Origin of the sequence: Streptomyces termitum, from assembly GCF_014650175.1 — a bacterium.
In the GTDB taxonomy this organism is placed as follows: domain Bacteria; phylum Actinomycetota; class Actinomycetes; order Streptomycetales; family Streptomycetaceae; genus Streptomyces; species Streptomyces termitum.
Map to the genome: position 1 here is coordinate 70,653 of NZ_BMUL01000015.1, position 23,160 is coordinate 93,812.

Here is a 23,160-nt window from a genome sequence, read left to right on the forward strand (position 1 = left end):
CATAACGGTTCATTACCGTCAGCCGCCTCAATTGCTCGTTGCCGCCCCGCCCGGCCCGAGCAAGAATTGGGGAACCGCCCCACACGGCTCGAAGCGGTCCGGAAGGACTGTGCCGTGCTGCGCCCTCACCCCGCCTTGCCCGCCTCGCGGGCGTGTATCCGAAGGGAGGACCGTGACCCTCGGATTCGCTCCGTCCACCGCCGCCTCGCTCGGCTCCGCCGCCTCGGCGAGCCGTCTCGCACGGATGCTGGAGCCCACCGACTGGGCCGCGGCCGGAATTCCCTTGCTGCGCAGTCCACGTGAGGTCGTGAGCGGGCTGCACTCCCGTCATCGTCCCCAGCCGTCGACCGCGGTCGTGGCGGTGCTGGACCACGAGGAGCGGCTCACCGCCAGCGCCTCGTTCGTCCGCCGCCCCGGTCCCGCCGACGGCTGGGAGTTCAGGAACGCGCTCCTGGCCCATCTGCGGCGCGTGGTCCCGCACGACCTGCGCCGACGCGCTCCCGTCCGGACGGCGGTGCTCGTGTACTGCCGTGACGGCGACGAGCGCTGGACGGAGGAGGACGGCGCCTGGATGTGGGGACTGCGGGACGCCTGCACGCTGCACGGGCTGCGATGCGGGGCCTACATCACCCTGACCAAGAGCGGCTGGCAGGTCTCCGGCGAGGGCCGGGGCGGCCGTCGGCCGAGTTCCGACTCCGAGCCGCTCGCGCTGGGCGAGCCGAACGCCGAGCTCGGCCACCTCGTCCCGCGCACGGCGGGCGGGGCGGCCGAGCCGCTGCGCAGGGTCGCGGCGCGCTGAACCGCCGGCCGCTCCGCCGGGCCGTTGCCGGTCCGGCGGAGACGCGAGCGGATCAGACTCCGGCGCCGAGCAGCGCGGTGACCCGCTGGGAGTCGCCGCAGACCACGAGCAGGGCGCCCGCGCGGGACAGCGCGACGGGGAGGGCCTCGGCGGCCTCCTCGTCCCCGCCGTTGACCGCGACGATCACGACGGGCCGGGGGGTGATCCGGTCCGCCGCGCTCGCGTCGGCGAAGAACACGTCCTCGCCGGCTTCCTGCTGGGCCCAGTAGGCGGTCTCGCCGAAGGACAGCTCGTGCGCGGCCCAGGGGTGGCGTTCACCGGTGGTGAGCACCAGCACCTCGCCGGGCGGACGGCCGCTCTCGAGGAGCAGGTCGAGTGCTTCCTCGGCGGCGTCGAGAGCGCCGTCGGCAGAGGCCGGGATGAGCTGGAGCTGCGGACCGCCGCTCACGGCGGAACGATTCTCCGTACGGCTCTCGGGGGCGGGCGGACCGGGTACGGGCCGCTGGGCCGGCGGGGTGGGGCGGGCCGGACCGGGGCCCGGGCGACCGGGACGCGGGGAGGCCGCCGAACGCGGGCCGGGGACGGGACGAGGGGTCGACGCGGGACGGCCGGTGGCCGTGCTGGCGTGGGGACCCTGGGCGCTCTCGTGAATCTGAGGCTCCTCGGGAGGGAGAGGCAATGGGTGGATGTCTATCAAATGCCGTTTCGGACGGAACCGGCGGGTGGGCACACAGGTGCGCCCCCGGTCCTGCGGGGCCCCGTCGGCGGGGCCCCGCGGCCGGAAGATCAGAAGTCGAAGCCGAGTTGGCCCCCGCTCTCCAGCGCGGCCGCCTCGGCGGAGAGGCGGACCTTCTTGAGGTGGCGCCACCTGGGCATCGCGTCCAGGTAGGACCAGGAGAGCCGGTGGTGCGGGGTGGGCCCCAGCTCGGCGAGGGCGGCCTTGTGGACGGGCGAAGGGTAGCCCGCGTTGGCCGCGAAGCCGTAGTCGGCACCCTCCTGGCCGGTGTCCAGTTCCGCCATCATGGCGTCCCGCCGCACCTTCGCGATCACGGAGGCGGCGGCGACGGCGATGCAGGACTGGTCGCCCTTGATCACCGTACGGACCTTCCAGGGGCTGCCGAGGTAGTCGTGCTTGCCGTCGAGGATCACCGCGTCGGGACGCTCCGGAAGTCCTTCGAGGGCCCGGACGGCCGCGAGGCGGAGAGCGGCGGTCATGCCGAGTTCGTCGATCTCCTGCGGGGACGCCTCGCCGAGCGCGTAGGAGGTGACCCAGCGCTCCAGTTCGGCGGCGAGCGCGGTGCGCCGCTTCGGGGCGATCAGTTTGGAGTCGGTGAGTCCCTCAGGGGGACGGCGCAGTCCGGTGACGGCCGCGCACACGGTGACGGGACCAGCCCATGCACCGCGTCCGACCTCGTCGACCCCGGCGACGATCTTGGCGCCGGTGGTGGCGCGGAGCGACCGCTCGACGGTGTGGGTGGGGGGTTCATACGGCATGGCGCCTGACAGGTTACGCCCCCGGGCGCCGGGCGCGGTACCCGGTTTCCCGTCCGGGCTTCCCGCCCTCCGCCGCGCCCCGGCGGGACGGCCCTCGCGGGGAGGGTTCTCCCCGCTTCCGGGCGGGGGCGCGCCGGGTTTCCCGGGCTCGGCGCGGAGCCCGGGAAACCCGGTCGTTCAGCGGCTTTCGGGGCCGTCCGGCATCCAGTCGGGGAAGGCTTCCGTCCGCTCCCGCCAGGCGGCCGGCGGGGCTCCCGTCGGCGAGGAGGCGACCACGCCGCCCGCGATGGCGCAGGTGGTGTCGACGTCTCCGCCGACCTGGGCGGTCGTCCAGAACGTCCGCTCGAAGTCGCCGAGGCCCCGGGCCGCCGACCAGAGGGCGAACGGAACCGTGTCGTGGGCGGTGGTCCGGCGGCCGCTGCCGAGCACCGCCGCGACGGTCCCGGCGTCGCCGTAGTCCAGCATGTCGCGGGCCCGGCGCAGTCCGGCGCCGACGGCGCTGCGCGGGACGAGGGCGATCACCCCGTCGAGCAGGGCCTCGGGGGTGGGCGGCCCGGCCGGGTCGGCGGCGAGGGCGGACGCGGCGGCCACGGCCATGGCGCCGACCACGGCCTCGCGGTGCTGGTGGGTGGTGTAGGCCGAGATCTCGGCCTGGTGGGTGGCCTGTTCGGGGTCGTCCGCGTACCAGGCCCCGAGCGGGGCGATGCGCATCGCGGCGCCGTTGCCCCAGGAGCCCTGGCCGTTGAAGAGGGCCGCGGCCAGCTCGCGCCAGTCGCCGCCTTCCCGTACCAGTCGGAGCATCCGGTTGACGGCGGGGCCGTAGCCCCGGTCGAAGTCGTGGTGTTCGGCGAAGGAGGCGGCCAGGGCGTCCTGGTCGATGCGGGCGTGGCGGGCGAGGACGGCCAGGACGGAGCAGGCCATCTCGGTGTCGTCGGTCCACTGCCAGGGGCCGGGCGGCAGTTCGCGCCGCTTCAGCAGGGGATAGTTCGCGGGGACGAAGAACTGGGAGCCCAGGGCGTCTCCCACGGACAGTCCGCGCAGACTGGCGAGGGCGCGGTCGAAGCGCCGGTCGAGAGAGGAGTCAGCGGTCATCGGTGCGCCACTCTATCCGGTGGGGCCGTACGGTTCCGGAGTACACCAGCGTTCGAACGGGCGGTCCAGCCGGTAGCGCCCGTCCTCGCCGAGGAGCAGGACCCTGGTCTCCGCGTTGCCGGGGTTCGACAGCGATTCGAATTCGGCCACGCTCCAGTGGAACCACCGCATGCAGAAGAGCCGCATGGTCAGCCCGTGGGTGACGATCAGGACGTTCGGCGGGTGGTCTGGGGCCTCGAAGCTGCGGTAGAGGCTCTCCAGGAACGCTCCGACGCGGTCGTAGACGTCGGCGCCGGACTCGCCTTGGGCGAAGCGGTAGAAGAAGTGCCCGTAGGCGTCCCGGTAGACCTTCTGGAGGCGGACGTCCTCGCGGTCCTGCCAGTTGCCCCAGTCCTGCTCCCGCAGGCGCGGCTCCTCACGGATCCTGACCCGGGCCGGGGGCAGCCGGAAGGCGGTCAGGGTCTCGTGGGTGCGGCGGTAGGGGGAGACGTAGACGCTGACCGACTCGTCGCCGAAGAGGGTCCGGAGGCGCTCCCCCGTCTCCTCCGCCTGCCTCCGTCCGGTCGCGGTGAGCCGGAGGGCGTGGTCGGGTTCCCGTTCGTAGACGGTGTCGTCGACGTTGCCTTCGGACTCCCCGTGCCGTACGAGGACGATGCGCCGCGGTCGTGCCATGCTCCGACCCTAGAGGGAGAAGCCCCGTTCGGCTCAGTCGAGGAGGCGGCCGGAATCCATCCGGCGTATCCGTCCGGTGAACCGGCGCCGCAGTTCCCGGTCGTGGGAGACCACCACGAGGGCGCCGCTCCACTCCTCCAGGGCCTGTTCCAGCTCCTCGACCAGGCCGAGGGCGAGGTGGTTGGCTGGTTCGTCGAGCAGCAGCAGGTCGGCGGGGCGGGCGAGCAGCCGGGCGAGGGCGAGCCGGCGCAGTTGCCCCGCCGAGAGGCCGCCGACGGGCACGGTGAGGTCGGCGGGCCGGAACAGCCCGTAGGACAGCAGCAGGTCGGCGAGGCCGTCCTCGTCGAGTCCGAGGCCCAGGTCCCGGCCGAAGGCGGTGAGCAGGGACGCCGCCGGGCGGTGGACGGTGACCTCCTGGGCGAGGAAGCCGATCCGGCCCCGGCGGCGCACCTCCCCTTCGTCGGGGGCCAGTTCGCCGGCCAGGACGCGGAGCAGGGTGGACTTGCCCGCGCCGTTGCCGCCGTGGACGAGGAGGCGCTCACCGGCCCGGACGGTGAGGGAGTCGACGGCGAGCCGCCCACCGACCCGCACGCCGTCCAGGGCGAGCAGTTCGCCCTGGACGGCGCCGACCTCCGGGCGGGCGGCGAAGGAGAGCGGCGGGGCCGGTTCCGGCACCGGGTCGGCCCGGAGGCGGCGCAGCCTCTCCCGGGCGCTGCGGACGCGGCCGGAGACGGACGCCTGGACCCGGCCGGCCGCCCGGTCGTAGGCCATCTTGTTGTTGTCCTTCATCGCGCGGCCGGCCGCGACGCCGTGGGCGGTGCCCGCCGCGTACTCCTCCAGGCGGGCGGTCTCGGCGCACCACTCCTCGTACTCCTGCCGACGCCTGCGCCGCGCGGCCTCGCGGGCGGTCCGGAAACCCGCGTACCCCTCGCCGTACCGGACGAGGGTCCGGCGGTCGCCGTCGACCTCCACGAGGGCGGTGGCGACGCTCTCCAGGAAGACGCGGTCGTGGGAGACGGCCACGACCGTGCCCCGGTGGGCTCGGAGGGACTCCTCCAGCCAGTCGAGCGCCGCCGCGTCGAGGTGGTTGGTGGGTTCGTCGAGGAGCAGGACCTCGGGGGCCGCGGCGACGGCGCAGGCGATGCCGAGCCGGGCCTGCTCGCCGCCGGAGAGGCTGCCGAGCGGGCGGTCCCGGGCGAGGTGGGCGACCCCGAGGGCGTGGAGGGCCTTGTCGACGCGGGCGTCGGCCTCGTATCCGCCGCGCAGTTCGTAGGCGGTGAGCAGGTCGCCGTACGCGGCGAGGTCGGCGCCGGACGCCCCGCCCTCCATCCGGGCCTCCAGGGCGCGCAGGCGTCGCTCCATGGCCCGGAAGTCGGCGAGGGCGGCGTCGACCGCGGCGGCCACGGTGTCCCGCGGTGGCAGGTCGGGGGTCTGCCGGACGAGGCGTAGACCGCCGTCGGCCAGGGCAGTGACCCGGCCCTCGTCCGGGGCGGTCTTCCCGGCGAGCAGGTGGAGGAGGGTGGACTTGCCCGCGCCGTTCTCCCCCACGACGCCGAGGCGCTCGCCGGGGCGGACAGAGAGGGAGACGCGGTCGAGGAGCGTGCGCTCCCCTCGGGAGACGGTCACGTCGTGGAGCGAGATCTGTGCGGGCATGGCGGTACCTCTCATGGGGAGACGGGCGAAGCGGGTCGGATCAAACGCAACGCTTGTAGCGTTAGCCGCGAGTGTGGCACACTCGGAACCACTAATGCAACGGGAGTAGCAATTGAACGAGTCGATCGAGGAACCCGAGGCCCCCGCGCCCGGCAGCAGACGCCCCGGCGGCCGTACCGCCCGCACCCGCGCGGCCGTCCGCGACGCCGTCCTGACCGGACTGTCCGAGCACGGCTATCCGGCCCTGACCGTGGAGTACGTGGCGGAGCACTCCGGGGTGCACAAGACCACGCTCTACCGGCGCTGGGGCGGTGTGGAGGGCATGGTGGCCGACGCCCTCGACCTGGCCGGGGAGGACCGCTGGTCCCCGCCGGACACGGGCAGCCTCGGCGGGGACCTGCGGGCCCTGGCCCGGGAGGTCGTCGACGGGTTCGCGGAGCCGGCCGACGCGGCGGCGCCCACCGCCTTCGTCGGGGCGGCGTTCCAGTCGCCGCGCGCCGCCGAGGCGCTGCGCTCCTTCTACGCCGAGCGGTTCCGCCGCTGCGAGGAGGTGGTGAAGCGGGCGGTCGCCCGGGGCGAGGCCCCCGCCGGCGCCGATGCCGGGGCGGTGGTCCGGGCCGTCTCCGCCCCGCTGTTCCTCCGCCTCTTCGTCACCCGCGAGCCCCTCGACCACCGCCTGGCCGACCAGGCGGCGGACGCGGCGGCGGCGGCACTGGCGGCGGGCGTCTTCGACCGCTCCCCGGCGGACGCGGCCCCCACCACGAAGGACCGGCCCGCAGCGGATACCGCCGGAGCCGCCGGAGGATGAACCGTCAGACGGTCCAGGAGGGTTCGAGCCGTACGATGTCGCCCGACATCGCGGCGATGTCGGCCTCGGTCTGCGCCCGCAGGCCGAGGCGTTCCACCCGCTCCTCGCGGTACTTGCCGTGCTCGGCGGCCGAGTTCCAGAGCGAGAGGATCAGGAACTCGTGGCCGGGAGCCTCGCCGAACAGCCCCCGCAGCATGCCGGGGGAGCCGGCCATCGCCGGGTTCCACACCTTCTCCTGCATCAGCGCGAAGTGCTCCACGCGCTCCTCGTGGATCCGGCAGTGCGCCACCCGGGCCACGTCCGCGTCGGCGAACTTCGGCTCGAATCCGGTTTTCACGTCGAAGCGGTGGTCGAACAGCTTGACCTGCGCGTCCTTGTACGTCCCGGCCTGCGCGGCGGCCAGCCGGTCGTGCGAGCGGGCCATGAAGGAGTCGTAGAAGGCCCGGCTCTCCCAGAAGGAGAAGACATGGGCCGTCTCGGGCCGGGCCCGGCTCCAGCCGCCGCCCTGCCCCCGGAAACCGGGCTCGCCGAGCAGCCCCGCCCACTTCCGCTGCCCCCGCTCGAAGCCTCGACGGTCCACGACGGCGCAGCGCATCCACTTGACCAGCACCGCGCCATCGTACGGGTCGGGCGCGCGACCCGGCAGACCGTCGCACCGGACGGGAGGCGGACGGTGAGGCTCCGTCAGGCAGCCGTTCCTTTCACGCCAGTCGGGCGTCGAGATCCGGCACGACCCCGTCCGGGAGCCTCCGTCCCCGGCCTCCGCCCGCCCAACTGTCGTACCCGCGTGACACCATGAGAAGGAGACCCGGGGCGACGGATCTCCACGGGGAAGAGGGGAAAGGGGAAGTATCGTGAGCGGACTCAACAAGGGCGTCGGCAAGATCGAGGTGGCGCTCAAGTGGGATCCGGCGCCCTCCGGCGCGCCGGTGCACGACCTCGACCTCGTCGCCGCCGTCTACACCGCCGAGGACCCGCACGGCACGCCCGCCCAGCTGGTCCACTTCGGCAGCCGCTCCCCCGACGGCACCATCCTGCTCAACCGCGACAGCCGCACCGGTCAGGGCTTCGGCTTCGACGAGGTGATGACCCTGGAGCTGGACCGGCTGGCGCCGCGCTACGTCCGGGTCGTGGTCGGGGTGGCGATACAGCAGGGCGGCGGCCGGATCGTCCTCGGCTCCGTCGCCGGGAGCGCCGTACGCGTCAGCGAGGGGTACACGGAGCTGCTGACGGACGACTTCGCGGCGGTCTCCGGCGCGACGGCCGCGACCGTCGCGGAATTCACCCGGAACGGCGCGGAGGGCTGGACCTTCCGTCCCCTCTCCCGGGGGTTCGACGCCGACCCGGAGTCCTTCGGCTCGCTCATGGGCTCCGCCCGCCCCTGACCCGCACCGCCCGGCAGCGCCCGCGTCCGCTCGGGCGGCGGGACCGGAAACGGCGAAGGGCGGCGGGGCCGGTGTCCGGTCCCGCCGCCCGCCCGCCGGGATCACTCCCGGCGGGTCAGCGTCTCAGCGGTCAGCTGCAGCCGCTGGTGGAGCCGCAGCCCTCGCAGATGTAGCAGGAGCCGGCCCGCTGCATCTTGGTGCCGCAGGAGAAGCAGAGCGGGGCGTCGGCGCTGATGCCGAGCTGCATCTCGACGAGCTCCGCCGAGGTGTGCGCCTGCTTGGGGGCCGGGACCTCGACCTGGACGGCCGGGGCCGCGACGGCCTTCAGCTCCGTGGCGACCGGCGCCGACTGGGCCAGGCCCTCGACGTCGACGTCCTCGTCGGCCGGCTCGTAGGAACCGGTCTCCAGGTGGCGCTGACGCTCCTCGGCGGAGTGGATGCCGAGGGCGGAGCGGGTCTCGAAGGGCAGGAAGTCGAGCGCCAGGCGGCGGAAGATGTAGTCGACGATCGACTGCGCCATCCGCACGTCCGGGTCGTCCGTCATGCCGGCCGGCTCGAAGCGCATGTTGGTGAACTTCGAGACGTACGTCTCCAGCGGGACCCCGTACTGGAGGCCGACGGAGACGGCGATGGAGAAGGCGTCCATCATGCCGGCGAGGGTCGAACCCTGCTTGGACATCTTCAGGAAGACCTCGCCGAGACCGTCGTCCGGGTAGGAGTTGGCGGTCATGTAGCCCTCGGCGCCGCCGACGGTGAAGGAGGTGGTGATCCCCGGGCGGCCCTTCGGGAGGCGCTTGCGGACCGGGCGGTACTCGACGACCTTCTCGACGGCCTCGCGGATCGTCGCCTCGGTCTTCGCGGTCACCTCGGCCTTCTCGTCCTCCTTCTTCTTGGCGGAGAGCGGCTGGCCGACCTTGCAGTTGTCGCGGTAGATGGCGAGCGCCTTGACGCCCATCTTCCACGCCTCGAAGTAGACCTCCTCGACGTCCTCGACCGTGGCCGTCTCCGGCAGGTTCACGGTCTTGGAGAGGGCGCCCGAGATCCACGGCTGGATGGCGGCCATCATGCGGACGTGGCCCATCGCGGAGATGGAGCGCTCGCCCATGGCGCAGTCGAAGACCTCGTAGTGCTCGGTCTTCAGGCCGGGGGCGTCGATCACATTGCCGTGCTCGGCGATGTGGGCGACGATCGCCTCGATCTGCTCCTCCTGGTAGCCCAGGCGGCGCAGGGCCTGCGGGACGGTGCCGTTGACGATCTGCATCGAGCCACCGCCGACCAGCTTCTTGAACTTGACCAGGGCGAGGTCGGGTTCGAGGCCGGTGGTGTCGCAGGACATCGCGAGACCGATGGTGCCGGTCGGGGCGATGACGGACGCCTGGGCGTTGCGGAAGCCGTTCTTGGCGCCGAGGCGGATGACGTCCTGCCACGCCTCGGTGGCGGCGGTCCAGATCGGGGTGTCCAGGTCGTCCATGCGGACGGCCGTCCCGTTGGCGTCGGCGTGCTGCTTCATGACGCGCTGGTGCGGCTCGGCGTTGCGGGCGTAGCCGTCGTAGGCGCCGACGACCGCGGCGAGCTCGGCGGAGCGCTTGTACGAGGTGCCGGTCATCAGGGAGGTGATGGCGCCGGCGAGGGCACGGCCGCCCTCGGAGTCGTACGCGTGGCCGGTCGCCATCAGCAGGGCGCCGAGGTTGGCGTAGCCGATGCCGAGCTGGCGGAAGGCGCGGGTGTTCTCGCCGATCTTCTGGGTGGGGAAGTCGGCGAAGCAGATGGAGATGTCCATCGCGGTGATGACGAGCTCGACGACCTTGGCGAAGCGCTCGACGTCGAAGGACTGGGTGCCCTTGCCGTCGTCCGTGAGGAACTTCATGAGGTTCAGCGAGGCGAGGTTGCAGGACGTGTTGTCCAGGTGCATGTACTCGCTGCACGGGTTCGAGCCGTTGATGCGGCCGGACTCGGGGCAGGTGTGCCAGTGGTTGATCGTGTCGTCGTACTGGATGCCCGGGTCGGCGCAGGCCCACGCGGCCTCGGCCATCTTGCGGAAGAGCGACTTGGCGTCGACCTTCTCGATGACCTCGCCGGTCATGCGGGCGCGCAGGCCGAAGGTGCCGCCGGACTCCACGGCGTGCATGAACTCGTCGTTCACGCGCACGGAGTTGTTGGCGTTCTGGTACTGGACGGACGTGATGTCGTCGCCGCCCAGGTCCATGTCGAAGCCCGCGTCGCGCAGCGCGCGGATCTTCTCCTCCTCCTTCACCTTGGTCTCGATGAAGTTCTCGATGTCGGGGTGGTCGACGTCGAGGATGACCATCTTGGCCGCGCGGCGGGTGGCGCCGCCCGACTTGATGGTTCCCGCGGAGGCGTCGGCGCCGCGCATGAAGGAGACGGGACCGGAGGCGTTGCCGCCGGAGGAGAGCAGCTCCTTGGAGGAGCGGATGCGGGAGAGGTTCAGGCCGGCGCCGGAGCCGCCCTTGAAGATCATCCCCTCTTCCTTGTACCAGTCGAGGATCGACTCCATGGAGTCGTCGACGGAGAGGATGAAGCAGGCGGAGACCTGCTGGGGCTGCGGGGTGCCGACGTTGAACCAGACCGGCGAGTTGAAGCTGAAGATCTGGTGGAGCAGGGCGTGGGTGAGCTCGTGCTCGAAGATCTCCGCGTCCGCGGGCGAGGCGAAGTAGCCGTGCTCCTCGCCGGCCTTCGTGTAGGTCTTCACGATCCGGTCGATGAGCTGCTTGAGACCGGTCTCGCGCTGCGGGGTGCCGACGGCCCCGCGGAAGTACTTGCTGGTGACGATGTTGACCGCGTTCACCGACCAGAAGTCGGGGAACTCGACGCCGCGCTGCTCGAAGTTGATCGAGCCGTCGCGCCAGTTGGTCATGACGACGTCACGGCGCTCCCAGTTCACCTCGTCGTACGGATGCACGCCGGGGGTGGTGTGGATGCGCTCGATCCGCAGGCCCTTGCTCGCCGACTTGGCTCCCTTGGTGCGGGAACCACGTGCCGGGCCGCTCGCCGTCTCTGTCATGCCGCCTCCCATATATGGGCAAAACACCCTTTGGCGCCCAGATAATCCCAGAGCACCGTCGTCTGTACTACGTTCTGTACTGCTTGACCCACGGGTACCTCGCGGTGCGCCCGGGGCAGGTCTTCACGGCCGCGCGCGGCCGGTCTTCGGGCCCGCGAGGGCCCGGATCGCCGTCAGTCGGCGGCGCCGGCGGGAACGGGCACCTCGGAGGCGCCGGTCCCGCCCTTCTCAGCGGGAGGCCCCACGCGGAGTTCCGCGATGGCGGCCTCGAAGTCCTCAAGCCCTTCGAAGGCCCGGTACACGGACGCGAAGCGCAGGTACGCGACGAGGTCGAGCTCCTGCAGGGGGCCGAGGATGGCCAGGCCCACGTCGTGGGTGGTCAGCTCGGCGCTGCCGGTGGCGCGCACCGCCTCCTCGACCCGCTGGCCGAGCTTGGCCAGGGCGTCCTCGGTGACCGGCCGCCCCTGACACGCCTTGCGGACGCCGGAGACGACCTTGGCGCGACTGAAGGGCTCGGTGACTCCGGAGCGCTTGACCACCATGAGCGAACAGGTCTCCACCGTGGTGAAACGGCGGGCGCAGTCGGTGCACTGGCGGCGGCGGCGGATCGACGTGCCGTCGTCGGTGGTGCGACTGTCGACGACGCGGCTGTCGGGGTGCCGGCAGAAGGGGCAGTGCATCGGTTACGACCCTCTTCCTGAACGGCACGACGGAACAGCCTCGCCAGGCCCGTCGGGGCCCTCGAAGCGACCACCAGCATAGGCGATGGAGGGCGCCCCGGCGGACCGGGGACCACTATCCCTGGGTGGCCGATGACATCCAACCACTAGATCTTGGGTTGGAGGGGTTGCGACGCCCCCGCGTGTCGCGGGGGACCCCGAGCCGCCCCCGCGCGGCGTCGAAGGCGCGGAGGAGCCGCGGCGGGGCCGCGAGGAAGGGGGATCTGCAGGGCGCGCCGGAACGACCGGGCCCAGCGGGGAAGGCTACCGTAAGAGCGGGATCGCCCCCGCCCGGAGGGCCTCTTCCCATACACCCCCACCCCTGTACAGGTGAGGCAATCTGCGGATTTTCACTCGAACGTGTGTTTGGCGCAACCTTTCGAAAGCTACTACCGTTGTGCCAGCCAGGGAGACCATTCGAGAGGGGCCGACGTGACCACCACCGCAGACAGCGCCACCATCACCGCCCAGGACCGCTCCCAGGGCCGACTCGAACCGATGCACGCCATGAACGACACCTCCATGAACGGTGAGGAGCCCGGGCGGCCCGCCCGGGCCCTCCCCGGACGACCTCCAGGCATCAGGGCCGACAGCTCCGGACTCACCGACCGCCAGCGCCGGGTCATCGAGGTCATCCGCGACTCGGTCCAGCGCCGCGGCTACCCGCCGTCGATGCGCGAGATCGGCCAGGCGGTGGGCCTCTCCAGCACCTCGTCGGTGGCCCACCAGCTGATGGCCCTGGAGCGCAAGGGCTTCCTGCGCCGGGACCCGCACCGGCCCCGCGCGTACGAGGTCCGCGGCTCCGACCAGCCCAGCACCCAGCCGACCGACACCACGGGCAAGCCGGCCGCGTCCTACGTGCCCCTGGTCGGCCGGATCGCGGCCGGCGGGCCGATCCTGGCGGAGGAGTCCGTCGAGGACGTCTTCCCCCTCCCCCGGCAGCTCGTCGGCGACGGCGAGCTCTTCGTCCTCAAGGTCGTCGGCGACTCCATGATCGAGGCCGCCATCTGTGACGGCGACTGGGTCACGGTCCGCCGCCAGCCCGTCGCGGAGAACGGCGACATCGTCGCCGCCATGCTCGACGGCGAGGCCACCGTGAAGCGCTTCAAGCGCGAGGACGGCCACGTGTGGCTGCTGCCGCACAACGCCGCGTACCAGCCCATCCCCGGTGACGAGGCGACCATCCTCGGCAAGGTGGTCGCCGTCCTGCGGCGGGTGTGACCCCACCCGTCGGCTCCGACCGGGCCCCGGGATCCACTGCGCCGGTCCCGGGGCTCGCCGTACCACCCGATCTCCTGGCTGCCCTCGGCCCCGGCTCCCCGCCGGGGCCGAGGCGTTTCCCGGGACCGGCCGGTCCCGGCGGGGCCCGGTGACCCCGGGGACGTAAAAGGGTCCGAGGGGCCGTGGGGGTCAGGCGCCGTCCGCCTTCGCGGTGGCGTCGATCGCCGCCAGCGACCTCCGCACCTGGTTGCGGTCGGTCGTGTACCAGAAGTCCGGCATCGACGCCTTCAGATAGCTGCCGTACCGGGCGGTGGCGAGCCGCTGGTCGAGGACGGCGACCACGCCCCGGTCGCCCGTCGCCCGGACCAGGCGGCCGGCGCCCTGGGCCATCAGCAGGGCCGCGTGGGTCGCCGCCACCGCCATGAAGCCGTTCCCCCCGGCCTCCTCCACGGCCTTCTGCCGGGCGCTCATCAGCGGGTCGTCGGGGCGGGGGAAGGGGATCTTGTCCATGACGACCAGCTGGCAGCCGGTCCCGGGCACGTCCACGCCCTGCCAGAGCGACAGCGTGCCGAACAGGCAGGTCTTCGGGTCGGCCGAGAAGTTCTTGATCAGCTCGCCGAGGGTGTCCTCGCCCTGGAGCAGGATCGGATACTCGGGGATGCGGGTCCGCAGCTCCTCCGCCGCCAGCTGGGCCGCCCGCATCGAGGAGAAGAGGCCGAGGGTGCGGCCGCCGGCCGCCTGGATCAGCTCCGTCAGCTCGTCCAGCATGTCGCCCCGGTCGCTGTCCCGGGTCGGCTTGGCCAGGTGCTTGGCGACGTAGAGGATGCCCTGCTTGGGGTAGTCGAACGGGGAGCCGACGTCGAGGCCCTTCCAGACCGGCAGGTCGTCCCCGGTGGTGCCCTCGGGGGCGAGGCCGAGGGAGGCCCCCACCCCGTTGAAGTCGCCGCCGAGCTTGAGCGTGGCCGAGGCGAGGACGACGGACCGCTCGGTGAACAGCTTCTCCCGCAGCAGGCCGGAGACGGAGAGCGGGGCGACCCGCAGCGAGGCGCCGAAGCGGTCGTGGCGCTCGTACCAGATCACGTCGTACTCGGAGCCCTGGGTGATCCGCTCGGCGACGCCGTGGACGGTCTCGACCGAGGCCATCGCCTGCTTGCGGACCGCGTCCTCGTCCTGCACGGAGCGGTCCCGGGTGTTCCCCAGGGCGGTGATCACGGCGCGGGCCGCGTCGCGCAGCGCCATCAGCGCGTACGCCAGGTCCTCGGGCAGCTTCTCCAGGCGGCCCGGCAGGGCCAGCTCCATCACCCGCTCGAAGCCCTCGGCGGCGGTCTGGAGCTGGTCGGCGACCTTCTCGTCGACGAGTTTGGCGGCGCGCCGCACCGCCCGGTTGACCTGGCCGGGGGTCAGCTCGCCGGTGGCGACGCCGGTGACCCGGGAGACCAGCTCGTGGGCCTCGTCGACGATCAGGACCTCGTGCTGGGGCAGCACCGGGGCGCCCTCGATCGCGTCGATGGCGAGGAGGGCGTGGTTGGTGACGACGACGTCGGCGAGCTTGGCGCGCTCGCGGGCCGCCTCGGCGAAGCACTCCGGCCCGTACGCGCACTTGCTCGCGCCGAGGCACTCCCGGGAGGAGACCGAGACCTGGCTCCAGGCCCGGTCGGAGACGCCGGGGGTGAGGTCGTCCCGGTCGCCGGTCTCCGTCTCGTCCGCCCAGTCCCGCAGCCGGATCAGGTCCTGGCCGAGCTTGCTGGTGGGCGCCGCCGCCTCGAAGGGGTCGAAGAGGCCCTCCTCCTCGTCCTGCGGGACGCCCTCGTGGAGGCGGTGCAGGCAGAGGTAGTTCGACCGGCCCTTGAGCATGGCGAACTGGGGCCGGCGGCGCAGCTGCGGGTGGAGCGCCTCGACCGTGCGCGGCAGGTCGCGCTCGACGAGCTGGCGCTGGAGGGCCAGGGTGGCCGTGGCGACCACCACCCGCTCCCCGTGCGCGAGCGCCGGCACGAGGTAGCCGAGCGACTTTCCGGTGCCGGTGCCCGCCTGGACGAGCAGGTGGGAGTTGTCGTCGATGGCCTCGGCCACGGCCTCGGCCATGGCGACCTGGCCGGGGCGCTCCGTGCCGCCGACGGAGGCGACGGCGGCGTGGAGGAGGTCGGGGAGGGATGGCTTCGTCATAGCGTTCCCAGCCTACGGGGCGGCGCCGACAGCGGAGGCACTCCCCGGAGTCACGCGAGGGGGTTGGGGACGGTGCCGTGGACGGCGGCGTGCGGGCGGTCGGAGCGGTCGCGGTAGCCGTCCATGTGCAGCCGGTTGCGGTTGAGACAGAGCCGTTCGATCCGGGGGGTGAGCAGGTCGAAGAGTTCGAACCGGTCCTTCAGCTCGGGGAAGCGCTCCTGGTGGCGGAGGATCTCGGCGCGGACGAGGGCCCAGAAATCTCCTTCGGGGACGCCCAGTTGCTCTTCGCAGAGCGGGGCGAGATAGCGGAAGACGCCGACGAAGAGGCCCGAGTGGATGAACTGGGTGAGGAAGCCGGGCCGCTCGGTGAGCAGGACGGCGCGGACGTCGTCCGGCATGGTCGCGTGTTCGGGGAGCGGGTGGGAGCTGATGTTGACGTCGTCGACGAAGTCCTTGATCGCGAGGCGGACGGGGACGTCGTGCTCGTCGTAGACGACGATCGCGTTCTCGCCGTGCGGGGAGAAGACGGTGCCGTACCGGTAGAGGAAGTGGAGCAGGGGCGGCAGCAGCGCGGCGAAGAGGCGGCGGAGCCACACCTCGGGGGCGAGGCCGGAGCGGGCGACGAGTTCGGCGGCGAAGGCGCGGCCGTCGGGGTCGGTGTGCAGCAGGGAGGCGAGGGTGCGGGCGCGCTCGCCGGGCGGCAGGCGGAGCGGCTCGCGCCAGATCGCGCCGAGGAGTTCCTTGTACTGGTACGGGACTTCGGGCAGCCGGTCGTAGAGGGGGTGCTCGACGGTGACGGAGGCGACCTCGCCGAGGAGGATCACGCCGCACTCGTCGCGGAGGAAGGGGTCGGCGTCGCGCAGGCCGTGCACCCAGGCGGTGACGGCGGGGGCGGCGAGGGTGCGCTCGGTGGGCAGGCCGCGCCAGACGAGGGTGTTGAGGACGGAGAGGGGGAGTTTGACGGTGTGCCGGTCGGGGCGGCTGGTGTTGAGGAAGGTGCGGATGGACTGCTGGGGCAGGCGGAGGTCGTCGTCGGCGGGGAGCGGGACGAGGTCGCCGGAGGCGATGGCGGGGGCGAAGAGGGGGAGCAGGATCTCGTCCCACTGCCAGGGGTGGACGGGGAGCAGGAGGTACGTGGCGGGGTCGAGGCCGCGGGCGGTGAGGGCGGCGCGGAAGGCGTCCCGGACGGGCGGGTCGAGTTCGCGGGCGTAGAGCCGGTCGGGGGTGTCGAGTCCGGCGACGCCCCGGTAGGCGGCGATCCGCTCGCTGACCGCGATCCACGGGAGGCGGGTGGGGCGGCGGGCCTCGGGGGCCCAGCGGGCGGTGTCGGTGGCGGAGAAGCCGATCCGGCCCTTGTTGAGGACGAGCCAGGGGTGCCCGGTCTGGTGGCCTTCGAGCGCGGCGTACGGGAGGTCGGCGAGCCGGTCGGCGGTGAGGGCGGTGTGGTCGAGGCGGGCCTCGGCGGCGAGGGTGGCGGAGAGTTCGCGGATGAGGTGGCCGAGGGTGGCCCCGTCGAGGCCGAGGAGGCCGCGGGCGCGGACGAGGAGGGTGAGGGGGTCGGTCAGCGGCCGGCCCTCGTGGGTGATCGAGTCGGGGGCGACGCGCCAGCCGCCGTAGGCGCCCCGGCGGGCGGTGAAGGCGAGGACGGTGCCGTCGTCGAGGGCGAGGGTGTACGGGGCGGGGGCGGCGGGACCGGGGTCGGTACGGGTTCCGTTACGAGGGGCGGCCCCGGTCCCGGTGCTGGAGGCCGCAGGGGTGGGGACCGGTTCGAGGATCTCCTCGTAGGCGAACTCGGCGAGGGCCTTGGCGAGGACGCGGGCCGAGGCCCGGGACCAGTCGGCGGGGTTCAGCTCGGGGGGCGCGAGCAGTTCGGGGGTGGCGGGTCGTGCGGAGTCGTGGGGTGCAGGGGACGTCGTCACAAGGACTCCTCGTGGGGAAGACCGCTGTGGGTCGAGCGGTGCGTTCAGAGGCGGAGCGTGTTCACAGGACGTGGCGGAGGGACCGGTCGCGGATCATGAGCGCGGCCCTTTTGCCGGGCAGGTCGACTTCCGCCGCGTAGCGGAAGCCCGCGCCGAGGAAGGCCGAGACGGAGGGGGTGTTGCGGAGGTCGGGTTCGGCGACGACGCGGGTGCAGCGGGGACGGTGGTCGAGGACGAGGTCGGCGACGGCCCGCAGCAGGGCCGTGCCGACGCCCCGGCCCCGGTCGGCGCCGTCGCCGAGGAGGAGGTGGACGCCCGTGTCGTGCGGGCGGGCCGGGTAGGCGCGGGCGAGCGGGTCGAGGTCCGCGCGGTAGATCTCGAAGTAGCTCATCGGGGTGGTGTCGAGGACGCCGAGGCAGGGGACGCTGCGGCCGTCGCCCTCGAGTTGGGCGCGGACGTGGCCGGCGGTGGTGTCGGCGGGTCCGGCGAGTTCCCAGAAGGCGGCGACGGCGGGGTCGTTCATCCACCGGGTGAGCAGGGGCAGGTCGCGTTCCAGCCGTACGGGGACGAGGCGGAAGCCGCCGAAGGGGGTGGGGGCGGGGGCCCAGGAGGCGACGGCGTCGAGCAGGTCGCCGTCGAGGAGGGCGAGGAAGTCGTCGACGCGGAGGTCGAGGGTGTCGTCGCCCCTCGGTTCGGTGCCGGCCGTGTCGCGGTCCGCCGTGCCGGGGGGTGTCGGGGTGGCGGTGGGGGCGGGGCCGGGGTGTGGCGGTATGGGCATGGGCGGGGTCTTCCGGTGGGGCACGGGCGGCGGGGTGAGGGGGTGGGCCGCCCCGGGAGGGGCCGGGGCGGCGGGGTCAGGCGCGCAGGGGGTTGGTGATGGTGACGTAGACGGACTGGGTGTCGACGGGGCCGACGAGTTCGTCGAGGCCGTGGAGGCGGGTGAGGAGGTTGGCCTTGCTGCGGAGGGTGGCCGCTTCCAGGAGCCGGTGCGGCAGGGGGGAGCCGAGGCCGGTGGCGGAGACGAGGAAGGAGCGGAAGGCGGCGAGCAGGATCCGTTCGTCGGCGAGGTGCTGGGCGCCGAAGGCGCCGATGAGGCCGAGGACGTTGTTGATGCCGAGGTAGTAGGCGAAGCGCTCGTCGGTGACCTGGTCGGAGACGAAGGTGTCGCTGTGGGCGCCGATGCCGGGGAGGCGGGCCTCCAGTTCGGCGCGGTGGGACTCGCGGAAGTAGTAGCCCTGGTTGTCGCGGTAGCGGCCGCCGGCGGGCCAGCCCTCGGGGTCGAGGAGGACCAGGGTGTTCTGCTGGTGGGCCTCCAGGGCGATGCCGGCGTGGCCGTCGAGCCAGAGGATGGGGCGGACGACCTGGTCGAGGTAGCGCAGGAACCACTCGGCGGAGACGGCGGCGACGGGGCGGCCGGTGCGGGCGGCGAGCCCGTGGACGAGGTCGGCGAGCCGGGAGCGCATGGCCCCGCTCCCCCGGCCCGGGGCCGTAGCGCCGTCCCATCGGTCCGGGGCCGTAGCGCCGTCCCGCCGTCCCCGGGCCGGGTCTGCTTCCTCGCCGGGCTTCCCGGTCTCCCCTGCCGCCCCGGTTCCCCCCTCGGGGTGGGGGGTGGTGAGGGCGGCGAGGCAGACGGCGTCGTCGGCGGGGCCGAAGGGGTTGTGCCGGATCATCACGTCGAGGCCGGGCACGGGGGTGCCGTCGGGGGTGTCGACGGCGAGCCAGGCGGGGTCGCGGACGATGTCGAAGCCGGGGTGGGCGGCCTGCCACGCGTCGACGAGGCCGGTGCGCAGGAGGCGGTGGACCTCGACGCCCCGGTGGAGTTCCTTGCGGAGGTTCTCCCGGCGGGAGTTGGTGATGCGCAGGCCGAGGGAGAGCTTGAGCATGGCGCGGGCGCCGGGGCGGTGGACGGTGCGGACGGAGGAGGTGGGGTGCCAGTGGCTGCCGTGCGGGCCGAGGTCGTGCAGGAGGCCCCGGTCGAGGAGGGCGCGGACGTCGGGCCGGTGGCGGAGTTCGCGGGCCTGCCAGGGGTGGAGGGGCAGGGGGGTGGTGCCGGCGGGGTGGGCGAGTCCTTCGGCGAGACCGGCGGCGAGCTGTGCGGCGGTGACGGGGCGGCCCTGTTCGGTCCAGGCGGAGTCGGCGGCGAGGAGGGAGGCGTCGACGGCGAACCAGTGGAGGGGGAAGGAGCCGTGGAGTTCGGGCGAGTAGCGGCGGGACTCGGTGTCGGAGAGTCCTTCGCGGCTCTTGGGGGTGGGGTGGAGCGGGTGGCCGAGGAGGAGGGACTGTTCGGCGGCGAGGAAGGGGTCGGCGTCGGGGTGGGAGCGGGGGCCGGCGCGGCGGGCGGTGAGGAAGTCGGCGGTGCGGCGGGCGGAGTCGGCGACGCGGCCGACGAGTTCGGTGGCTTCGGGGCGGCCGGTCTCGCGGCTGAGGAGGGCGGCGAGGGTGACGGCGTCGACGGTGGGCGCGGTGGCGGGGAGGCCCTCCAGGGAGGGGGCGCCGAAGCGGTGCCAGCCGGTGGGCGACCAGTAGCGGACGGGGACGCGGAGGGCGGTGCCGCTGGCGTCGAGGGGGACGCGGAGGGTGTCGCCGGCGGGGGCGGGGAGGTTCTTCTCGCGGACCCAGCAGCGCAGCAGGTTCTCCAGGGCGGCGGTGTCGGCGGCCCGGTGGGGGTCGGGGTCGTCGAGCGGGTCGGCGGCGGGGGTGCCGGGGCGGGCGTCCGGGCCGGTGGGGGGCGTCCGGTGGGGGGCGGTGGCGATCCTCCGGCGCGGGACCGTGCGCTCCTCGGCGTCGGGGCGGATGTCGGTCTCGGGCGCCTGGGGGGCGGGGGTGGGGTTCACGCGGTTTTCCTTGGGGAGGGGGCCGGGGACGGTCCTGGTCAGTGGGACGGTCCGGGGGCGGCCCGGTGGGGGGCGGGGGGCCGGGGGACGTGGGCCCGTTCGGCCGCGGCGAGGGCGTCGGCGAAGCGGTCCATGACGGCGGCGGCCTGCTCGTCGGTGAGGGTCAGCGGGGGGAGGAGCCGGACCACGGCGGAGTGCCGGCCGCCGAGTTCGACGATGAGGCCGCGGGCGAGGCACTCCCGCTGGACGGCGCGGGCGAGGGCGGGGGCGGCCGGGGGGACGGTGTCGGCGGGTCCGGCGCCGTCGGGGTCGACGATCTCGACGCCGATCATGAGGCCGCGGCCCCGCACGTCGCCGACGCAGGGGTGGGCGGGCTGAAGCGTGCGGAGGCCGGTGAGCATGCGGGCGCCGAGGTCGGCGGCCCGTTCGGCGAGGCGGTTCTCGCGGACGTGGGCGAGGGTGGCGGTGCCGGCGGCCATGGCGAGCTGGTTGCCGCGGAAGGTGCCGGCGTGGGCGCCGGGTTCCCAGACGTCGAGTCCGGAGCCGTAGACGATCACGGCGAGCGGGAGGGAGCCGCCGATGGCCTTGGAGAGGACCATCACGTCGGGGACGACGCCGCTGTGCTCGACGGCCCAGAAGGCGCCGGTGCGGCCGACGCCGGTCTGGACCTCGTCGACGACGAGGGGGATGCCGTGCCGGGCGGTGACGTCCCGCATCCGGCGCATCCAGGCGTCGGGGGCGGGCAGGACGCCGCCCTCGCCCTGGACGGCCTCCACGATCATCCCGGCGGGGGCGGTGACGCCGCTCTTGGGGTCGTCGAGGAGGCTCTCGGTCCAGCGGGCGCCGAGTTCGGCGCCGCGCTCGCCGCCGACGCCGAAGGGGCAGCGGTACGTCTGGGGGTACGGGAGCCGGGTGACGCGGACGTCCTCGGCGCCGCCGGAGACGGCGAGGGCGCCGGAGGTCATGCCGTGGTAGGCACCGGTGAAGGCGAGGAGGCCGCGCCGGCCGGTGGCGGTGCGGACCAGTTTGAGCGCGGCCTCGACGGCGTCGGTCCCGGCGGGGCCACAGAACTGGATGCGGGCGTCGGCGGCGAACTCCGGCGGGAGGGTGGCGAAGAGTTCCGAGGTGAAGGCGTCCTTGACCGGGGTGGCGAGGTCGAGGACGTGGAGCGGGGCGCCGGAGTCGAGGACCTTGCGGACGGCTTCGAGGACCACGGGGTGGTTGTGGCCGAGGGCGAGGGTCCCGGCACCGGAGAGGCAGTCGAGGTAGCGCCGGCCGTCGGCGCCCTCGATGGTCAGGCCGCGGGCGCGGACCGGGACGACGGGCAGGGAGCGGGCGTAGGTGCGGGCGGCGGACTCGCGCTGGGCCTGGCGCCGGAGGATCGCCTCGTACCCGGCCCCGGGCGCCGTCCCGTACCCCCGCCGGGTCGCCGCGACGGGCCCCCCGCCCCCTGTCCCCGCCCCCGCTTCCGTGCCCCGCTCCGGTACGTCCTCCGGCTCCGGGGTCCGTACGGCCTCCGCCCCTGGTGTCCGTACGTCTTCCGGCTCCGGGGGCCGTACGGAATCCGGAGCCGGTACGTCCTCCGGGGCCGGGCCCGGCGCGGTCTCCGGAGGCCCTGCGTCCGCCGGCTCCGGGGCGGGCGGCCGGGTCGGCTCCGGCACGCTCCCCGGGGTCCGGCCGCCGGGCGTCCGGGGCGTGGCGGCCGGTGTGACGGCCGGAGCTGATTCGGTCACGGCCACGGCTCGGTGTCCTCCCGCTGTAACGGTTGCGTTGCACATCGACGGGGCGCCGGACCGTCCCCAAGGGTCGCTCCGAGCGCCACCGTTGTGTCCCCCGTACGTACCAACGACGGGGCGGGCCGGGGAACACGGGCCGGGGGCAAGATCCTTGGCGTGTCCCGGATCACGGCATGGCAACGGCCGGACCGGCTACGGAACCACCGGTGCGGCGCGTACCGTCCCCTCCGGCACCGGCATAGTGGGGGCCGTCGCTCCCGCGCCCGCTGCGACGCGGGGGCGGCCGACGCCCGGACATGCACCAGTTGACGTAGTTCCCAGGGGGATCACGAGATGCGACCTATTCGTCCGCTGCTGATGGCGGCGTCCGCCGTCGCGGCGCTGACGCTCACCGCGACGGCCTGCGGCCCGGCCGAGGACAACGCGGGAGACAAGCCCAGCGCGCCGGTGGAGGGGACCAGCGAGAACCCCATCGACAAGATCAAGATTCCGGAGGACCTCAAGCAGCGGCTGAAGGACCACGGGATCGACATCGACAAGTGGCGCGACGGCGAGTGGAAGAACTGGGACCGCGACAAGTGGCTCCGTGAGGCGAAGGACTTCGTCAACCCGATCATCGAGGACCTCTGGGACCCGGACCGGATGCGGGACGCCGAGCGTCCGGACCGGCCGGTCGAGGAGGAGGACATCTCGGGCGACGAGGGCGTCACCGACCCGACGCCGGACCCGGTGAAGGCGAAGGCCGTGGCGGCGAAGTACCACGCCAACTCGCCCGCCTCCGGCAAGGTGTTCTTCGACGGGCCCGAGGGCTCGATGGTCTGCTCCGCCACCGTGGTGCGGGACCCGGCCCACCCGGGCAAGTCGAACATGGTGTGGACCGCCGGCCACTGCGTCCACAAGGGCAAGGCGGGCGGCTGGTACCGCAACATCGCCTTCGTCCCGTCGTACAACGACGCCGCGATGGAGACCTCCGCGCTGGAGAAGGCGACCCGCGAGGAGATCGCCCCGTACGGCGTGTGGTGGGCGGACTGGGTGAAGACCTCCGACCAGTGGATCGCCGAGGGCGCGTCCACCGGCGGCGCCGGCGCCCCGTACGACTTCGCGGTCATCCAGGTGACGCCGGAGAAGGGCTCCACCGGCAAGTCGCTGGAGGAGACGGTGGGCACGGCCCTGCCGGTCGAGTTCAACGCCCCGGCGGTGCCGAAGATCGCGAGCATCACCGCGACCGGCTACCCGGCGGCGGCGCCGTACGACGGCCAGAAGATGTTCAACTGCGCCGACAAGCCGGGCCGGCTGTCGCTGAAGGCGGAGCAGCCGACGATGTACCGCATCGGCTGCACGATGACGGGCGGTTCGTCCGGCGGCGGCTGGGTCGCCCAGGGCAAGGACGGCGGTCCGGCGCTGGTGTCGAACACCTCGATCGGCCCGTCGACGGCCGGTTGGCTGGCGGGCCCGCGCCTGGGCCCGGAGGCCAAGGCGATCTTCGACGAGGTCAGCAAGAAGTACGCCGGCCGCTAGTCGGCGGCGCGCGATCGGGAGGCGGGGCCGCACGGCCCCGCCTCCCCCGCGCTTCCGGACCCCACGCTTCCGGACCCCACGCTTCCGGACCCCACGCTTCCGTGTCCGCCCGGTCGTGGTCCGGG

Annotated in this window: 18 protein-coding genes; 5 read left to right on the forward strand and 13 right to left on the reverse strand. The window is 73.5% G+C overall.

The window, feature by feature from the left end:
- The first annotated feature begins 172 nt into the window (after positions 1-172).
- Complete coding sequence (locus tag IE219_RS24880; protein ID WP_189981307.1) at positions 173-799, forward strand: hypothetical protein; 627 nt, start codon at positions 173-175, stop codon at positions 797-799.
- Positions 800-851: 52 nt separating this feature from the next.
- Here IE219_RS24880 and IE219_RS24885 read toward each other — a convergent pair whose 3' ends face one another.
- From IE219_RS24885 to IE219_RS24905, 5 genes are all read right to left on the reverse strand, one after another.
- Positions 852-1,478, reverse strand: coding sequence for a hypothetical protein (locus IE219_RS24885; protein WP_189981316.1), 627 nt, complete (start codon positions 1,476-1,478; stop codon positions 852-854).
- Between the two features lie 107 nt (positions 1,479-1,585).
- On the reverse strand, positions 1,586-2,293 hold the full coding sequence (gene rnhB / locus IE219_RS24890; protein ID WP_189981318.1) for a ribonuclease HII: 708 nt from the start codon (positions 2,291-2,293) through the stop codon (positions 1,586-1,588).
- Positions 2,294-2,470: 177 nt separating this feature from the next.
- Entirely contained in the window at positions 2,471-3,385 is a 915-nt protein-coding gene (locus IE219_RS24895) for an ADP-ribosylglycohydrolase family protein (protein WP_189981320.1), read from the reverse strand.
- Positions 3,386-3,397: 12 nt separating this feature from the next.
- A complete protein-coding gene (locus IE219_RS24900; protein WP_189981322.1) occupies positions 3,398-4,057 on the reverse strand; it encodes a histidine phosphatase family protein in 660 nt (219 codons plus the stop codon).
- 33 nt (positions 4,058-4,090) lie between these two features.
- Positions 4,091-5,710 (reverse strand): ABC-F family ATP-binding cassette domain-containing protein, encoded by a 1,620-nt coding sequence (locus IE219_RS24905; protein ID WP_189981324.1) that lies wholly within the window; start codon positions 5,708-5,710, stop codon positions 4,091-4,093.
- Between the two features lie 112 nt (positions 5,711-5,822).
- Between IE219_RS24905 and IE219_RS24910 the strand changes: the two genes are divergently transcribed.
- Entirely contained in the window at positions 5,823-6,518 is a 696-nt protein-coding gene (locus IE219_RS24910; RefSeq protein ID WP_189981332.1) for a TetR/AcrR family transcriptional regulator, read from the forward strand.
- 4 nt (positions 6,519-6,522) lie between these two features.
- On the opposite strand, the gene IE219_RS24915 is transcribed toward IE219_RS24910, so the two are convergent.
- A complete protein-coding gene (locus IE219_RS24915) occupies positions 6,523-7,128 on the reverse strand; it encodes a YdbC family protein (RefSeq protein WP_189981334.1) in 606 nt (201 codons plus the stop codon).
- A gap of 244 nt (positions 7,129-7,372) precedes the next feature.
- Between IE219_RS24915 and IE219_RS24920 the strand changes: the two genes are divergently transcribed.
- Positions 7,373-7,903, forward strand: a complete 531-nt coding sequence (locus IE219_RS24920) for a TerD family protein (RefSeq protein ID WP_189981336.1) — start codon at positions 7,373-7,375, stop codon at positions 7,901-7,903.
- Between the two features lie 130 nt (positions 7,904-8,033).
- On the opposite strand, the gene IE219_RS24925 is transcribed toward IE219_RS24920, so the two are convergent.
- Both IE219_RS24925 and nrdR read right to left on the reverse strand, forming a co-directional pair.
- Positions 8,034-10,925, reverse strand: coding sequence for a vitamin B12-dependent ribonucleotide reductase (locus IE219_RS24925; RefSeq protein WP_189981338.1), 2,892 nt, complete (start codon positions 10,923-10,925; stop codon positions 8,034-8,036).
- Between the two features lie 173 nt (positions 10,926-11,098).
- Complete coding sequence (nrdR, locus tag IE219_RS24930; protein ID WP_189981340.1) at positions 11,099-11,605, reverse strand: transcriptional regulator NrdR; 507 nt, start codon at positions 11,603-11,605, stop codon at positions 11,099-11,101.
- A 471-nt stretch (positions 11,606-12,076) separates the two neighbouring features.
- Here nrdR and lexA point away from each other — a divergent pair, with 471 nt between their 5' ends.
- Positions 12,077-12,865, forward strand: a complete 789-nt coding sequence (lexA, locus tag IE219_RS24935) for a transcriptional repressor LexA (protein WP_189981342.1) — start codon at positions 12,077-12,079, stop codon at positions 12,863-12,865.
- Positions 12,866-13,054: 189 nt separating this feature from the next.
- On the opposite strand, the gene IE219_RS24940 is transcribed toward lexA, so the two are convergent.
- The 5 genes from IE219_RS24940 to IE219_RS24960 form a co-directional block, all read right to left on the reverse strand.
- A complete protein-coding gene (locus IE219_RS24940; RefSeq protein ID WP_189981344.1) occupies positions 13,055-15,028 on the reverse strand; it encodes an ATP-dependent DNA helicase in 1,974 nt (657 codons plus the stop codon).
- A gap of 50 nt (positions 15,029-15,078) precedes the next feature.
- Positions 15,079-16,947: an IucA/IucC family protein gene (locus IE219_RS24945; RefSeq protein WP_189981346.1), complete on the reverse strand. Its 1,869-nt coding sequence runs from the start codon at positions 16,945-16,947 to the stop codon at positions 15,079-15,081.
- A 61-nt stretch (positions 16,948-17,008) separates the two neighbouring features.
- Positions 17,009-17,725, reverse strand: a complete 717-nt coding sequence (locus IE219_RS24950) for a GNAT family N-acetyltransferase (protein WP_189981347.1) — start codon at positions 17,723-17,725, stop codon at positions 17,009-17,011.
- Between the two features lie 76 nt (positions 17,726-17,801).
- On the reverse strand, positions 17,802-19,781 hold the full coding sequence (locus IE219_RS24955) for an IucA/IucC family protein (protein WP_189981348.1): 1,980 nt from the start codon (positions 19,779-19,781) through the stop codon (positions 17,802-17,804).
- A gap of 38 nt (positions 19,782-19,819) precedes the next feature.
- Positions 19,820-21,163: a diaminobutyrate--2-oxoglutarate transaminase family protein gene (locus IE219_RS24960; protein WP_189981468.1), complete on the reverse strand. Its 1,344-nt coding sequence runs from the start codon at positions 21,161-21,163 to the stop codon at positions 19,820-19,822.
- 687 nt (positions 21,164-21,850) lie between these two features.
- Here IE219_RS24960 and IE219_RS24965 point away from each other — a divergent pair.
- A complete protein-coding gene (locus IE219_RS24965; protein WP_189981350.1) occupies positions 21,851-23,035 on the forward strand; it encodes a trypsin-like serine peptidase in 1,185 nt (394 codons plus the stop codon).
- Positions 23,036-23,160 lie beyond the last annotated feature (125 nt).